Source organism: Dyella sedimenti, from assembly GCF_022760995.1.
Lineage (GTDB): Bacteria > Pseudomonadota > Gammaproteobacteria > Xanthomonadales > Rhodanobacteraceae > Dyella > Dyella sedimenti.
The window spans coordinates 232,239-246,804 of record NZ_JAKWJO010000007.1 but is presented as its reverse complement, the minus strand read 5'-3'; the positions used below and the strand labels follow the sequence as shown (position 1 = coordinate 246,804).

Genomic DNA, 14,566 nt, shown 5'->3' with positions numbered 1-14,566 from the left:
GGCTGTCGCTTGCCTGCTCGATCATCTGCTTACGGAATCTTCCGGAGTTTTGTTAGCGGCTCTTAATGCCGGGTTTGGGCAGAGGGGAAAATGCGTGAGAAGAGTGAGCGGATTCTCACGGAACAAGATGGTTGGCGCTGTAATTGCGCTGATGCTTGGGCCTTCGAGCCTGCTTTTGTATGATCCACCTCGGTCGTATCTATTGGCGTGCTCGGCCTTATGCTTTGGCTGGTACGAAGCCTTTGGCCTGTTCCCCAGTGTGAAGCGCAACGCCAGCATTCCAGACATCTATCGCGCGTTTCGTGCGACGCCTGCACGAGATAATGGCGTTGGCAGTCGCGTTGTCGGTCTACTTGGGGTTGTACTGGTCATCGCAGCAATCCTCGTGCGGACATAAGATTGTGAGCTAGGGGTGGAGCGTTCGCTTTCGATGGTGGGCACAATGGCCGCCCATACGCATGGCAAAACTTTGTGCCGACCCATGCCCAAAGCCAGCGAGGACGAAGGAGGCGCCACTCAACGTGTCCTGTAACCAGTGCCAGGTACCATCAATATGGAATTCAGTGACCTTGAAAAGTCGGCACTGCAGCTGAACGAGCTCTATGAGCAACTAGAGATCAAGAGGTGGGGGCGTACCTGGACCACAGGGGAACTTGCGCTTGGTTTCGTGGGGGACGTAGGCGATCTGGCAAAACTGATCCAGGCAAACGCCGGTATCCGAGATATCGATGACTGCAAGGCTAAACTCGGCCATGAATTGTCGGACTGCCTGTGGTCGATCATTGTTCTTGCAAATAAGTGTGGCATCGATTTGGAGGCGGAGTTCGTCAAAAATACCAGGGAGTTGGCCAAATATGTATCCAGCAGGCTGGGCACATAAGAAAAGGCCGCACGGCGACGGATTCGGCGCTGCTTTGCATCACCAAAGTTACTGCAAGGCCGGGTCACCGAGTTGATGTGGTTGTAAGGCGTGCTTTCGGCTCAAAGCCGATAGTTTCCTAGATATCTCGTGTCGATCCAGCAGGCAGTTGTTCGTCGCATACACGAAGGTGGCCACGCCGGCCGCCCATCCGAGGAGACAGTCATGTCTTACATCGATGGTTTCGTGATCGCCGTACCCAACGCCAACCGCGAACAGTTCATCGTGCACGCCAGCACCTTCGATGGTATTTTCTTGGAGGTCGGCGCCACCCGTGTGATGGAGTGCTGGGGTGATGACGTGCCGGATGGCAAGCTCACCGATTTCCGCCGCGCCGTGCAGGCAAAGCAGGATGAGTCAGTGGTGTTCTCCTGGGTGGAATGGCCCGACAAGGCCACTCGCGATGCCGGCATGGAGAAAATCATGAATGATCCGCGCATGCCGGCTGTTGGTGACATGCCCTTCGATGGCAAGCGAATGATCTTCGGCGGCTTCGAGTCGGTGGTTAGCGTGCCTGGCTAGGGAGGCGTTGACCTGCGCGTTTTCAAGAACAAGCTTGGGTCTACTCGTTAACTTGTCGCCGAAAGACAAAGAGCTTTTACGTAGGATCGACGAAGTCCTTCATTACGTGAGGGATCCGATGGGAGTCGCCGGCGTGCCCCAAGCCAGGGATGAGTACGAGAGCTATGTCCTCCGAGGTCTTTCGCTTGCTCAAAGCAACAGTCAGCGGGAAAGCTGTCGCCGAATACCTGCATAGGCTAAGCACCGAGCCCATGGGTATGGGAGCCAGCGCGAATCACACCGCGGAAGCAATGAAGATACTCATCGCTTGGCGAGATCATCTTGCCGGGTAGCCACAGAGATGTCCGCTTCCGACCCGGAGCGGACATCAAATAATGGAGCATAGGATGCGCCATGCATGAGCCCGATCCGATAGAGCGGCTCAACGCGAGGTTGTTCGATACGGACGGCGTCTACGTAAATGCCGGCACGGACAAAGACAGCTACTTCGCTGAATTGCGTGCTGGCATCAATCAATACCTGTGTACGCCGTTTCACGTCAGCGCGGTGGTGACCGAGCCTGGTTTTCCCGATCTCTCGGTGGGGGCAAGTATTTCTGGCTGGTGCATGGCACATTCAGCGGGTTATTGGCTCGTATACCAATCCGAGCGCGATCGATCCCTCTGTTTCTGGGGGAACAAGGCGGCCATCCTGTTCCGCTTGCAGAGCGACGAATGGCGGCAGACGACCGAGTTGCTGCGCGGCATCCTGGTGAATGCGCAAAGGCCGCCGCTGGAACGGCTGCGCCGCCTGGTGCATGCATTCCTGCGCTCCGAATGCGAGGAGGCGGCGATGCGCGTGGCGCTGGACGATGCCGCGCCCTTCTATCGCGACGCGGCCGAGGCGCGGGAGGCGAGGGCGGCCGGCGACCGTATCGTCGAGATGTTCATGCGCGAGGCCTTGCCCAAGGCATCCGATGCGGCGCGCGCACTGGCTGGCGACCTGGTCGGCACGGCACTCAGTACGGTGGGAAAGCAGTTTTCCGAAAGCCCGCGCACGCCAGCGGAGATTGCCGCCTATGCGGATGCCATGGCCGATATGTTCTGCGCGTATCTCGAAGGTATCGGAAAGACCCGGAACAAGGTGCCTAGGCCATCTCGTCCAGCACCAGGGCGCGGGAGCTCATCGATGGCTTGAAGTCCGGAATGACCCCGGGCGCCGAGAACAGGTTTCCCCTGAGTTCGCCGTAGTACGTGTTGCCCGCGCTGGTGACATAGGTGTTGGTGCCATCCTCGACCGCCTGCGCGCTTTTCTGGAACACGAGGAAGCTGAGCGGGCTGTCCACGGCTTGGTGGAAATCCATTGGTGCGCCGTTGGAGGTGTAGTAGCTGCCGTTCGGGTCCATGCCCTTGAGCATTTGCTGGCTGGCTTGCTTGAACATGCTCATGAAGCTGAAGCGGCTGTCGGCCTGGCTTGATACCTGGTCGATGCCGGCTTTCCCGATGGGATTTCCGTCGACCTCGGCCCACAGGCCATAGCTTTTCGTGGCGTCGTCGTGGAACGCCTGGACGGCATTGACCAGGTTCTGGTTCGCATTGAGTTCGTTTTGCAGCCACGCCTTGTCCTGGTCGCTCAAGCTGTCGGAAACGACCTTGATCGATCCCTGGTCGGACTGGAAGTCGAACGTCGCCGTCGCCAGGTCTGGCCGCTGCATGACCACGTCCTGCATGGTGGATACGAGGGCATCGGCGACGTTCGACAGGTCCGACGACATCTTCGCGGAGATGCTGAGGGCTTGGAAGAACGCGGGATTGGTCGTCCTCGGATCGGGCGGTATCGCGGGAAGCGCAGTCATCTGCACGGAACTGGCCGCATTCGATGGAGCGGCCTGGTCCAGCGCGACCTGGCGCAGTGACGTCGGCTGGGTAACGGATGCGATGGCGCCGGGGCCGAGCGGTTGGATGGAAAGAGACATGTCGGCTCCATGGCATCGTAAGTCCTACGGTGGATCGGCCATGCCGGCAAGAACTTGAGGTGGGCGCTTGGGACTCGCTCGTCGGGTTGCCTTGGGCCTGCTTTGCGCGAACTACAAGCATCCCCCCGACCTCCCCCTGCGGGCAGGGGAGGAGCCAACGGCATGCCTGCACTTGCTCCCACCCTGTAAACGACAACCCGCTTCATTCGAGGCGAGCGTTCGTCGGCGAACGGATGAAGTCGATAAACATCCGCAGCGGCGCGGGCAGGTGGCGGCGCCCCGGGTAGTAGAGATAGGGGCCGGTGAACGATGGCCACCATGGTTCCAGCACGGGTTCGAGCGCGCCGCCGCCCAGGTGGCGCAGGCGCAGCGCATCGCCGAGGTCGTCTGCGTGCAGAACCACTACAACCTGGCACATCGCGCCGACGACGCGCTTATCGACGAGCTTGGGCGGCAGGGCATTGCCTATGTGCCTTTCTTCCCGCTGGGTGGCTTTACGCCGTTGCAGTCGGATACCTTGTCGGCCGTTGCCCATCGTCTCCAGGCCACGCCCTCATGCAGGTGGCCCTCGCCTGGCTGCTGGCGCGCGCACCTAACATGCTGCTGATTCCGGGCACTTCGTCGACGGTACATCTGCGCGAGAACCTGGCGGCTGCCAGGCTGGTACTCGACCGCGAGGCGCTGGTCGCGCTCGACGGCATGGTGGCCGTACCCATCTGATTGGCCGCGTGGCTCAGGTGCGCTTGCGGCCGGCCAAAGCCAGTAGCGCCAGCAGGCTGGCGACGTCCAGCCAGGCGAACCAGTCGCCCCAGCGGGCATACAGGGTGTGCGTCTCGCGCAGCGGCAGGTCGCCGACCAGTTCGGCGCCTTGCCCTTCGCTGGTGGCCTCGGCGATGACGCGGCCGCGGTCATCGCTCAAGGTGAGGCGGCCTTTGCGTGCGACGCGGGCCACGGCGAAGCCTTGTTCCACGCCGCGCATCATCGCCATGCGGCTGTGTAGCCATCCATCCAGGTCGAAATCCCAGGCCGGCACCAGCAGCAGTTGCGCGTCGAGGCGGCCATAGGCGCGTCCGACATCGATGAAGTCCATGTCCTTGCAGATCGCCAGTCCGGCGCGGGGCTGGCCCGGCAGCATGCGGTACTCGCGGCCGGGCGTGTATTTGTCCTCGAAGCCGGGAATAAGGTGATGCTTGCCGTAGATCACCGGCGCGGAGGCATCCGGCAGGAACACCAGGGAAGCGTTGCGCTCGGCGCCCGGCTCGCCCCGGTAGTCCACGCCGATGTCGACCACGAGCCCATGCCGCCGCGCCGCCTGGGCAAACACGGGATGGGTGGCGTCGGTCGCGACGAAGGATGCCTCCGGCATCACCACGGCTTGCGCGCCTTGCCCGGCCAGGCGTTCGATGGCATCGCCGTACCGGGCGGAGAGTGCCTGGCCTTCGGGGCCATCCCAGGCAGGTTGCTGGCGATGTTCCAGCGACACCAGTCCCACGCGCAGCGTGGAGGTCGCCGGAGCCTGCAGGCGCCAGCCGCCATAGGCGAGGGTGGCGGCGAGGCAGGCCATGACCACCGCGCCAGTGAATGCACGCTGTCGTGGCGCGATCCGCGGCGTGCCTTGGATCGCCAGCGCGGTCGGCACCAGCAACAGCAGGAAGCCGATGCCCCACAGGCCCGTGACCGCCGCCAGCTGGATCACCGGCAGCGCATCCATCTGGGTATAGGCGATATTGAAGAACGTGCCGTGGGGCGAAAGACGGTTGTTGGCGTATTCGAACGCCACCCATAGTGCCGGCGGCGCGCACGCCGCGGCCAGTACGCGGTCGCGGAGCAACAGGCGGCGGTAGAGCAAGGTGCACAGGGCCAGCATGGTCCCGGGCAGGGCGATGGTATAGATGACCACCGCCAGCGGAAGGCCGATGGCATCGTGCATGTAATGCCAGACGTTGCACGTGCCGGCGATATAGGCGACCAGCGCGGCGAGGGCCGCCGCACCGGCGCGGATACGCGGCGCCAGCCACAGGATGGGCACGGGAGCCAGCCAGGTGGCCCACCACAACGGATGCACGCCGCTGCCGAACCACCATGCGGCGGCGGACAGCGCCATGGCCGCCAGGCCGGTCAGCAGGCGCGAGTGCTCAAGCCTTGAGGCCACGGACCAGCTTTCCCAGCGAGGCGAGGTAGAACGCGCGGAACTGCTTTTCGTCGTAGCTGAAGCGGCCGGCGCGGTACAGCGCGATCAGGCCATGCACGTGCGCCCACAGGGTCATGGCTACGTCCCAGGGATCATCCTCGCGCAGCACGCCCTGGCGCATGCCTTCCACCAGGGCGTCAGCCACCACGTTGAGCGTGGGCGACTTGCGGTTGCGGAAATCCTCGGGAAACCGGCGCGCATCGTCGCGGCGTACCGAAAAGGCATGGTCGAACAGGTGCGGATGGGTCAATGCGTAGTCGAGGTAGTGCTCCAGCGGCCAGTAGAGACGCTGCAGCACATCCGACCGGCTGGGCGGGCGTGTCCAGGCGCTCGCCACGTTCTGGAAGCTGTCGTCGGCGATCCGCTTCAGCAAGGCGTCCCGGCTGGGAAAATGCCGGTAGATCGCCATGGGCGTGATGCCCACGGCGTCGGCCACCCGGCGCATGCTGACAGCCTCGGGCCCTTCCTGCTCGAAAAGCGCGAGCGCGGCCTTGAGGATTTTTTCCGATGTCGATAGGCAAGCCATGCATGCACCGTAGGCATGGCCTGTCGTATCGTCAACCGGCTCGACGGCGCTAGGCAAGCGCATGCTCCCGTCCTTCGATCTCGGCAATGAATGCCGCGACGCCGCGGCCGATGGCCTCGGGATGGTCCTCCTGCAGGTAATGCTTGCCCTCGCCGAGCAGGACGAACCGGCAGTCGCGCAGCGAGGCCGCGAACGTGCGGGCGACGTCCGGCGCCACGAGCGCGCCGGGATCGCCGGCGAAGAGCAGCTTGGGATAGGTGGACGCCGCCAATGCGGCATGCGCCTGTTCCATCGCCGCATAGACGTCGCTTGGCTGGCCGGCGATCGGCAACTCATTGGGGAATCGCCACGTCGGGTACCGCGACTTCGGATCGGGGAAGGGCGCGCGATAGACGGCCATTTCCTCGTCCGTGAGCGGACGCACCGTGGCGCCGGGCAGCACCAGTTCGACAAAGGCGTTCTGTTCCAGGATGAGTTGCTCGCCCTCGCCTGGCGTGCGGAACTTGCGGAAGATCTCGCGTTCCGTCGTATCCCGCAGGAATTCTTCCCAGGTGGGAATCGGCCGGGTGAATTCCATGAACACCAGACCACGCACCAGCTTCGGGCGCCGCGCGGCGAGGTGGAAGGCGAGGGCCGTGCCCCAGTCCTGCGCGACGAGATAGGCCGAGTCGATGCCCATCTTCTCGATGAACGCATCGAGATAGCGGGCGTGGTCCTCGAAGCGGTAGGCGATGTCCGGCTTGCCGGATTGGCCGAACCCGATCAAGTCCGGCGCGATGCAAGAGGCCACGTCGGCCACGAGAGGCAGGACATTCCGCCAGATATAGGACGAGGTGGGATTGCCATGCAGGAAGAGCGCCGTCGGGGCATCTTTCCTGCCGGCTTCCCGGTAGGCCATGTGCGATTGCAATACGTCAATCTTCGGGAGAGGGGCGATGCTCATAAGCGGGAACGTCTCCATCATGGGAAATCGGGGCAGTTGGGACGCTAGGGATCGCCGCCACCGGCGATGACCACCTTGCCGATGTGCTGCCTGGCGGCGAAGTACTGGTAGGCGGACCTCGCTTCGTCGAAACCGAACGTACGGTCGATCACCGGCCGCAAGCGGTGATGCTCGACCGCGCGGTTCATGGCTTCGAAGCCGGCCCGGCTGCCGACGAAGAGCCGGCGCATCGTCACCAGCCCGCGCAACGCCGCGGCATCGAGCGCCCCGGCGCCCAGCGCCGCCACCAGGGACAGCTCGGCATTGGCGCCGCAGCTGGCCAGCGATTGCGGCAAGGTATCGATGGCGCCGGTCTCGACCACCCGGTCCACGCCCTGGCCGCCGGTATGCCTGCGCACTTCGCCCGACCAGTCCGGGAACTGGCTGCGGTCGACCACGGCATCCGCACCCAGGCGTTCCAGCAGGGCGGCCTTCGGCTTGCTCGACGTCACCGCGATCACGCGTGCGCCGAGCAGCTTGGCGAACTGCAGCGCGAACAGCGCCACGCCGCCGGTGCCTATCGTCAGCACCGTCTCACCGGGCAGCAGGGAACGACCCGTCGTCACGGCACTCCACGCGGTGAGGCCGGCGCATGGCAGGGTACTGGCTTCCTCGAAAGAAAGGTGCCCTGGAATCTTGACCAAGGCCGCCTCCTCGGCCACCACGAACTCCGCCAGCATGCCGTCGCGCGTGCAGCCGAACTGGTCGATGGCCATGCCGGGCGAGAGCAGTCCTGCCTGCCAGCGAGGGAAATAGGTGGCGGCCACGCGGTCGCCGGCCGCCAGGCCACTCACGCCATCGCCCACCTCCACGACTTCTCCCGCGCCGTCGGACAACGGGATGACCGATGGCCGCGCTGGCACGGCATATTGCTGGTCGAGGATGAGCAGGTCCCGGTAGTTCAGCGAACGGGCGTGGATCTTCACCAGGACTTGGCCCGCTCCCGGCTGTGGGCGAGGGCGTTCCGAGCGCGATAGTCCTTCGATGGCATGGAAGGACGACAAATGGTAGGCGTGCATGGCATCCAGTCTCGGCAGGGGCCGGTCTAGGCGCGCGTATAGTCGAGCCGGATGACCTGGGCTTCCTTCCCGTGACGGGTCTCGAAATAGTCCACGACGAAATGGTCGGCGCCCAGGACACGCATGACCTGTCGAACGGGCGTGCCGGCGCCGGTCGCGCCGGACTCCATCATCGTGCCGTTGAACGTGTAGGTGGCGCTGCCCGGATCGTAGGTGCCATGCAGGACCAGCAGGCCGGTGAAATTGATGTCCATCCAGCTCGTGTAGTACTGGCCGGTGACGTTGTCGAAACCGGTGTAGCCGATGCCGTGGAAAGGCGTTTTCGAATGCACGTGCAAGTCCTGCTGCAGGTGGCGTCCATCAAGGACCATCGTGAACGTGGCGGTGCCGGCATCCACCTGGGGCGGTTCCGTGGGCTTGAGCCAAAGCGATTGCTCGACTTTCCATTCGCCGGCCAGCCTGGCGAGTTGCCGGTGCTGTTCGCCCGGCTGGCCAGGCACGGCGGCAGGTGGCGCGGAAGGTTTCCCTTGTCCATGGGCGAGCGAGGCGAAAGCCATCATGGCCACGGCGAGCACGGCAAAGCATCGGGTTTTCATGCAAGGCTCCAGAATGTGTTTGCGTATGACGACAGGAGTGGATGCGCGGGCTTTACGCGTGCGCCAGGCATGTCGGTGCCTGTGCGCGGCGGTTGCCGGTCGCTTTTTCATGTCATGCACGAGCCGGCCGGCGGACCGTGTATACACCGTATACACGGTCCGCCGGGTAGTCAACCGTGACGTTTGGCGGAGTGCTGGTTTCGCACGGTCCGGGCAAACGCCCGCCGCACGGTCACGGCGAGACCGCGGCTGGGAAACTCGTTGGCGCTGCCGATATGACGAGGCAGGGATCGCCCGCGTGACATACGCGGCCTCTGCCGACACTTGAGCAGGTGGCCCAAGGCGGCATCCATTCTGGACCGACGGGTTGGCCCGGCATGGAGCCCGAGCTTTGGAGCTACGTCACAAGCTGGCCCCGCATGCCCATCAAAGATGGGCGTCCGGATCGATACGCTGCAGGAAGTCGTAGCGTGCCGCGTTGCGGTCCGCGCTCGTATGCGTATCCACGCCGATCACCTGGCGCAGCAGGCCGCCATCCTTGCTCGTTGCGGCCGGCCAGTCCGGCAGGCCGGGGCTGTTGGGATCACCGGTCTTGATGAAGTTCGCCCAGTAGTTTTCCATGATGCCGGAGACCCGGTGGTCGGCGGCGGTCCAGGCATAGACGTGATTGCCGGGCAGGTTGCCCAGCGCGTATTCGATATCGCCGCTGTGCACCGCACCCGTATCGGGCCCCGCGCTGTCATCGCGCTTCGCCGGCCGCGCCTGGGTGAAGTAGTAGTAATACACGGGCGCGTGTCCGGTCCGGCGCTGCATGTCCATCCATCGCCAGGTCGAAAAGGCAATGAACTGGTCGCCGGCAAATGCCGTGCCCGAGGTTTTCACTTCATCCCCGGTGCGTCCCGGATACAGCTGCAACGCCTCGGCCGCATGTTTCCCGAGCCGCTTTTCCATGGCGGTGCGATAGTTCCCGGGCGTGGGAGCCTGTTCGCCGAGCAGGCTGGTGTATTTGTCTTCCTGCGAGTTCGACCCCACCAGCAACGGGACGGGCGCCTGTTCGCCGGACTGGTAGATGTCTTCCGGCGACCGGGGCAGGAAATAGCCGTCGATGGTCGGACCGAATTCGGGCACATCCTTTTCGCCGGCGGCATCAAGCAGCTTGTGCGCATCCATGGCGCGCAGCTGGTCCAGCGAGTGCGCGCCGACCCGCTGCTGAAAGGCCTCACCCTCGCGCTCGGCCAGCGCCAACGGCCTCGGCTTGAGGTTGCCGAGCACGGAGCCGCTCTCGCCGATGGCCCGCTGCATCAACCCCTTCGACAGCGGGGAGGCCATCAGTGCCGAGACAGACATGGAGCCTGCCGATTCCCCGCCGATGGTGACCTGGCCCGGATCGCCGCCAAAGGCAGCGATGTTGCGCTGGACCCAGCGCAAGGCGGCGGCCTGGTCGAGCAGGCCGTAGTTGCCGGTGGCATGGTCGGGCGATTCGGTGGCCAGCGCCGGCAAGGCGAGGAAGCCGAACACGTCCAGGCGATAGTTCACCGTGACGGTGACGATGCCGTGTCGGGCAAGGCTGGCCCCGTCGTAGCGTGGCTCCGAGCCATCGCCGCCGATGAAGCCGCCGCCGTAGAAGTACACCAGCACTGGCAACTTCTCGCCCGGGCCGTGCGCGGGCGTCCACACATTGAGGTACAGGCAGTCCTCGCCCATCCCGTCGGAGCGAAACACCATGTCGTTGAAGATCGCGCGCTGCATGCAGCGTGGGCCGAAATGGTCGGCTTGCCGCACTCCTGTCCACCCGGCCGCAGGTTGTGGCGGCTTCCAGCGCAGCGGACCGACCGGCGGCGCGGCATACGGGATGCCCTTGTATACGTTCAAGCCGGTCTTGCCGTCGTGAACGCCCGACAGCGACCCCGTGACGATGTCCACGACAGGCGGCGAGTCGGAAGCCAAGGCGGGATGGGCCATGAGCGCGATGGCGATCGCGGGAAACATACGGCTTATACGCATGAGGGCGGTGGGCATGGGCAGGCTTTTTGTCCGGGCGGCACGGAGTCTCGTCGCGGGACTATAGTCCCTTTGGCGGCTGGCCCGGCGCATGCCCGCCGGGCAGGCGCGCCCCAGGCTCTCCGCCCGGCATGTCACAGGGACGGGCGCTGGTTCGTCATGCTCGGGTATCCATCGCAGGAGTCTAGTCATGACCGAGAAAATCGACCTGTTCGCCGCGGCCCCTTCATTGGTGAAGGAGTGGCAGAACGCCATGATCGCACTCTCGAAGGCCGCGAGCCTGGAACCCAGCCTTGTCGAGCTGGTGAAGATACGCGCCTCCCAGATCAACGGTTGCGCCAACTGCATCAATCTCCATGCCGTCGAGGCAGGTGAGCAGGGAGAGAGCGCACAGCGCATCTATCTGCTTTCGGCCTGGCGGGAAGCGCCTTGCTATTCCGACCGAGAACGGGCGGCGCTCGCCTGGACCGAAGCCCTTACAAGGCTTTCCGAGGGGCATGAGCGGACGCATGCCTATGCGGCGCTGAGGGAACATTTCACGGAAAAGGAGCAGGTCAAGCTCACGCTGACGATCAACATCATCAACGGATGGAATCGTATCGCGGTCGGCTTTGGCCTGTGGGCCGATCCCGCCGCGATCAAGGCTTCGGCGGCGGCAGCCTGATAGTGGACGTGGACGAAGGCGCCAAGGAGACCACGCTGGACTTTGCCGCGCTGCGGCCCAGGCTCATGCGCGTGGCCTATCGGATGCTTGGCTCGGTGCTCGATGCCGAGGATATCGTGCAGGAGGCCTTCATTCGCTGGATGAAGGCGGATTGCAGCGACGTGCGCGAACCCGAGGCCTTCCTGCGCCGTACGGTCACCTGCCTGTGCCTGGACCAGCTCAAGTCGGCGCGCCGCCAGCGCGAAAGCTATGTGGGCACGTGGTTGCCCGAACCATGGATCGAAGAAGAGATCCAGGACGACGTCACCCTGCCGCTCATGCTTGTGCTCGAACGCCTTTCCCCGCTGGAGCGAGCCGCCTTCCTGCTGCACGATGTCTTCGGAGTGGCGTTCGAGGAGGTCGCGCGCGCCATCGAGCGCGACCCCGCGGCCTGCCGGCAGCTCGCCGCCCGCGCCCGTGCGCACGTCCGCGAAGCCAGGCCGCGATTCAAGGTCGAGAAGCAGCGCGGCATCGAGATCGCCAAGGCCTTTTTTGCCGCTTCGCGCAACGGCGACATGAAGGCGCTTGGCGAAATGCTGATGGCTGACGTCAGCATCCATGCGGACGGCGGCGGCAAGCGCGCGGCGGCCCTGGAGGCGATCCTGGGATTCGAGGCCGTCATGAAGGCCCAGTCCTATCTGGCGACCCTATTCCGGGAACATCCATCGAAGCTCGTACGCATCGGCTTCATCAACGGATTGCCCGGGTTCGTCACCCTGGAGGCCGACGGCGAATTCCAGACCACCGCGCTCGACATCGAGGATGGCAAGGTTGCCGCTATCTACGTGGTCCGGAATCCCGACAAGCTGCGGCATCTCCACTAGGACCATGGTGCCGCGCGGCCTGGACGTTTCCGGACCTGCTCACGCCAGCCCGGTAAGGTGCCGGTGCGGGCAGGGGATGCCGTGAGGCATGCCTTGCATCGCCCGTTATCCCATGGGTGCGGCTGCTTATCGCCTGTATTGCCTCGATCGCGGCGCCGGATAGACGAACCGGCTCCTGCCCTGGCGCGTGCCACCGCAAGCGACAGCCGGTACGCCCGTCCCTCGCCTCAAGAGGGACCTTGTACGGGCAGCCACCGGCGGCATACTTGCCGGGGGCCGGGAACACTTTGCGGCCATGGCGAACAGGGGGATGGGGATGCTGCGGTCTTGTTGCCTCGGGATGGGTGTCCTGCTTGCCGGCCAGGCGTTGGCCGAGGGCTGCCATCTGAAGGATTACGGCACCTTGCCGGTGGAGATGGTCGGCAGCCGGGCCATGACCATGGTGAAGATCAACGGGGCCGATACGCGCTTCATCATCGACACCGGGGCCTTCTTCAACATGATGTCGAGCGCCAACGCGGCGTCGCTCGGACTCAGGCCGGAACCTGCGCCCTTCGGTTTTCGCGTCAGCGGCGTCGGCGGCAGCACCAATGTCCAGCAGGCCCATGTGAAGGAGTTCGGCATTCTCGGCACGACGCTAAAGAATGTCGATTTCATCGTTGGCGGCACCGATGCCGGCACGGGCTTGCTTGGTGCCAACCTGCTCGATATCGCCGATCTGGAAATCGATCTTGCTCAAGGCAAATTGACGCTGTTCAAGGCAGAGCACTGCGACAAGGCCTCGTTGGCGTACTGGGTGAAGGACGGCAAGTACAACGTCGCCGATATCGAGCCGGGCAACAGCCGGTTCGACCGACGCACCTTTCTCGACGTGACGATAAACGGCAAGAAGATGCGCGGGGTGCTCGACTCGGGGGCGGCCGCCACCGTGCTGAGCCGTGTCGCCGCCGAGCGGGCCGGCATCGACCTGCATGCGCCCGACGTCAAGGCCGGCCATAGCAGCGTCGGCGTCGGCGCCAAGCCGGTCAGGACATGGACCGTGAACATCGATACGTTCGCGGTCGGCACGGAAACGATCCAGCACACCCAGATGCAGGTCATCGACGGCGACATGGGCGACGACACCGATGTGCTGATCGGCGTGGACTTCCTGCTGGCCCATCACATATTCATCGCCAACAGCAAGAAGAAAGCCTATTTCACCTATAACGGCGGGCGCGTGTTCACCTTCGCCACCGCACCGGACGATAGCGGCACGGCGGCGGGCGGAAATGACGCCACGCCCAGGACCGCGGGCGATTACGCCTTGTCCGGCCAGGCGCACTTGTCCCGCGGCGAGCCGCATGCCGCCCTGGCCGATCTGGACGAGGCGATCCGCCTGGCGCCCGATCAGGCCGCCTACTACGTGGCCCGTGCGAGGGCCCACGTGGCGGACAGGCAGCCCGATGCCGCACTCGCCGACCTGGACAAGTCCCTGAGCCTGGACCCGAAGGATGTCGATGCATTACTGATGCGCGCGGAATTTCGCTACGCCCACCAGGACCATGCCGGCGCCGCATCCGATCTGGCGGCGGCAAGTGCCGTGGTGCCCGCGGGATCGACGCAGGCGCGCTCGATGGCCGCCCTTTACGTCAGGCTCGACCAGCCCGCCGCGGCGCTGCCGTTGCTGGACGACTGGATTCGCCTGCATGACAACGATGCCATGCTCGGCTCCGCGCTCAACGAGCGTTGCTGGGCGCGCGGCCTGGGCAACCAGATGCTCGACGATGCCTTGAAGGACTGCCGCAAGGCGATCAGGCGCGATGGCGAAAACCCGGCCTACCTCGACAGCCTCGGCTTGGTCCAGTTGCGGCTGGGACATTATCCCGAGGCGATCAAGGCCTACGAGCAGGCCGTGGCGCGGATGCCGCGCGCCGCATGGCCGCGCTATGGCCTTGGCCTGGCGAAAATCCGCATGGGCCAGGCGGATGCGGGCAACGCCGACCTGGCCGCCGCGCGTGCGCTCGATCCCAGTATCGATAAGCGCGCTGCCGGGTACGGCCTGGTCATGGCGGGGCCGTAGGAGCCTGTCCAACCTCCGTATGGCAAGGCCTCCTCCCCGACCCTCCCCAGCGCGCAGGGAGCCAGGGCGCGCATGCCTGGATCTTCCTGCATGTGCAAGCAGGGACCACGCTTCTCGCTCCTCCTCCGTTTGCAGGGAGGAGGGCGGGAGGGCTCGCCGAGATTTTGAACTGGCCCGGGCAGCATTCGCATGAAATTGCTCCGGCTCGCCGTGCAGGCTTGTCACGATAGACATATGAAATAAATGCCATTTATGTGATGGTTTTCA

General features: G+C 64.4%; 14 protein-coding genes and 1 pseudogene. 8 read left to right on the top strand and 7 right to left on the bottom strand.

Annotation, left to right across the window (positions count from 1 at the left end):
* From MJ605_RS15490 to MJ605_RS15475, 4 genes are all read left to right on the top strand, one after another.
* Window positions 1-397, top strand: a 397-nt coding sequence (locus MJ605_RS15490; RefSeq protein WP_243042444.1) for a hypothetical protein, incomplete at its 5' end; no start/stop codon positions are given.
* Between the two features lie 156 nt (window positions 398-553).
* The gene (locus tag MJ605_RS15485) at window positions 554-880 is read left to right on the top strand and encodes a nucleoside triphosphate pyrophosphohydrolase family protein (RefSeq protein ID WP_243042443.1); all 327 of its coding nucleotides are present in this window, start codon (window positions 554-556) and stop codon (window positions 878-880) included.
* 204 nt (window positions 881-1,084) lie between these two features.
* Window positions 1,085-1,441 (top strand): DUF1428 domain-containing protein, encoded by a 357-nt coding sequence (locus MJ605_RS15480; RefSeq protein ID WP_243042442.1) that lies wholly within the window; start codon window positions 1,085-1,087, stop codon window positions 1,439-1,441.
* Between the two features lie 393 nt (window positions 1,442-1,834).
* The gene (locus MJ605_RS15475; RefSeq protein ID WP_243042441.1) at window positions 1,835-2,617 is read left to right on the top strand and encodes a hypothetical protein; all 783 of its coding nucleotides are present in this window, start codon (window positions 1,835-1,837) and stop codon (window positions 2,615-2,617) included.
* Here MJ605_RS15475 and MJ605_RS15470 read toward each other — a convergent pair.
* Window positions 2,568-3,395: a hypothetical protein gene (locus MJ605_RS15470; RefSeq protein ID WP_243042440.1), complete on the bottom strand. Its 828-nt coding sequence runs from the start codon at window positions 3,393-3,395 to the stop codon at window positions 2,568-2,570. The genes MJ605_RS15475 and MJ605_RS15470 overlap by 50 nt on opposite strands.
* Window positions 3,396-3,741: 346 nt before the next feature.
* On the opposite strand from MJ605_RS15470, the pseudogene MJ605_RS15465 reads away from it, so the two are divergent.
* Window positions 3,742-4,115, top strand: a pseudogene (locus MJ605_RS15465) (aldo/keto reductase); the annotation flags it as partial.
* A gap of 13 nt (window positions 4,116-4,128) precedes the next feature.
* On the opposite strand, the gene MJ605_RS15460 reads toward MJ605_RS15465, so the two are convergent.
* The 6 genes from MJ605_RS15460 to MJ605_RS15435 form a co-directional block, all read right to left on the bottom strand.
* The gene (locus MJ605_RS15460; protein WP_243042439.1) at window positions 4,129-5,547 is read right to left on the bottom strand and encodes a nitrilase-related carbon-nitrogen hydrolase; all 1,419 of its coding nucleotides are present in this window, start codon (window positions 5,545-5,547) and stop codon (window positions 4,129-4,131) included.
* On the bottom strand, window positions 5,531-6,112 hold the full coding sequence (locus MJ605_RS15455; RefSeq protein ID WP_243042438.1) for a TetR/AcrR family transcriptional regulator: 582 nt from the start codon (window positions 6,110-6,112) through the stop codon (window positions 5,531-5,533). The genes MJ605_RS15460 and MJ605_RS15455 overlap by 17 nt, the downstream gene beginning before the upstream one ends.
* A gap of 49 nt (window positions 6,113-6,161) precedes the next feature.
* Window positions 6,162-7,055 (bottom strand): haloalkane dehalogenase, encoded by an 894-nt coding sequence (locus tag MJ605_RS15450; protein ID WP_243042437.1) that lies wholly within the window; start codon window positions 7,053-7,055, stop codon window positions 6,162-6,164.
* A 44-nt stretch (window positions 7,056-7,099) separates the two neighbouring features.
* Complete coding sequence (locus tag MJ605_RS15445; RefSeq protein ID WP_279237601.1) at window positions 7,100-8,113, bottom strand: zinc-dependent alcohol dehydrogenase family protein; 1,014 nt, start codon at window positions 8,111-8,113, stop codon at window positions 7,100-7,102.
* Between the two features lie 26 nt (window positions 8,114-8,139).
* On the bottom strand, window positions 8,140-8,709 hold the full coding sequence (locus MJ605_RS15440) for a DUF1579 family protein (RefSeq protein WP_243042435.1): 570 nt from the start codon (window positions 8,707-8,709) through the stop codon (window positions 8,140-8,142).
* 426 nt (window positions 8,710-9,135) lie between these two features.
* Complete coding sequence (locus MJ605_RS15435; RefSeq protein WP_243042434.1) at window positions 9,136-10,728, bottom strand: carboxylesterase/lipase family protein; 1,593 nt, start codon at window positions 10,726-10,728, stop codon at window positions 9,136-9,138.
* Window positions 10,729-10,900: 172 nt separating this feature from the next.
* Between MJ605_RS15435 and MJ605_RS15430 the strand changes: the two genes are divergently transcribed.
* The 3 genes from MJ605_RS15430 (at window position 10,901) to MJ605_RS15420 (ending at window position 14,299) form a co-directional block, all read left to right on the top strand.
* Entirely contained in the window at window positions 10,901-11,374 is a 474-nt protein-coding gene (locus MJ605_RS15430; protein ID WP_243042433.1) for a carboxymuconolactone decarboxylase family protein, read from the top strand.
* Window positions 11,375-11,382: 8 nt separating this feature from the next.
* On the top strand, window positions 11,383-12,237 hold the full coding sequence (locus MJ605_RS15425) for a sigma-70 family RNA polymerase sigma factor (protein WP_243042432.1): 855 nt from the start codon (window positions 11,383-11,385) through the stop codon (window positions 12,235-12,237).
* A 295-nt stretch (window positions 12,238-12,532) separates the two neighbouring features.
* A complete protein-coding gene (locus tag MJ605_RS15420) occupies window positions 12,533-14,299 on the top strand; it encodes a retropepsin-like aspartic protease (protein WP_243042431.1) in 1,767 nt (588 codons plus the stop codon).
* Window positions 14,300-14,566 lie beyond the last annotated feature (267 nt).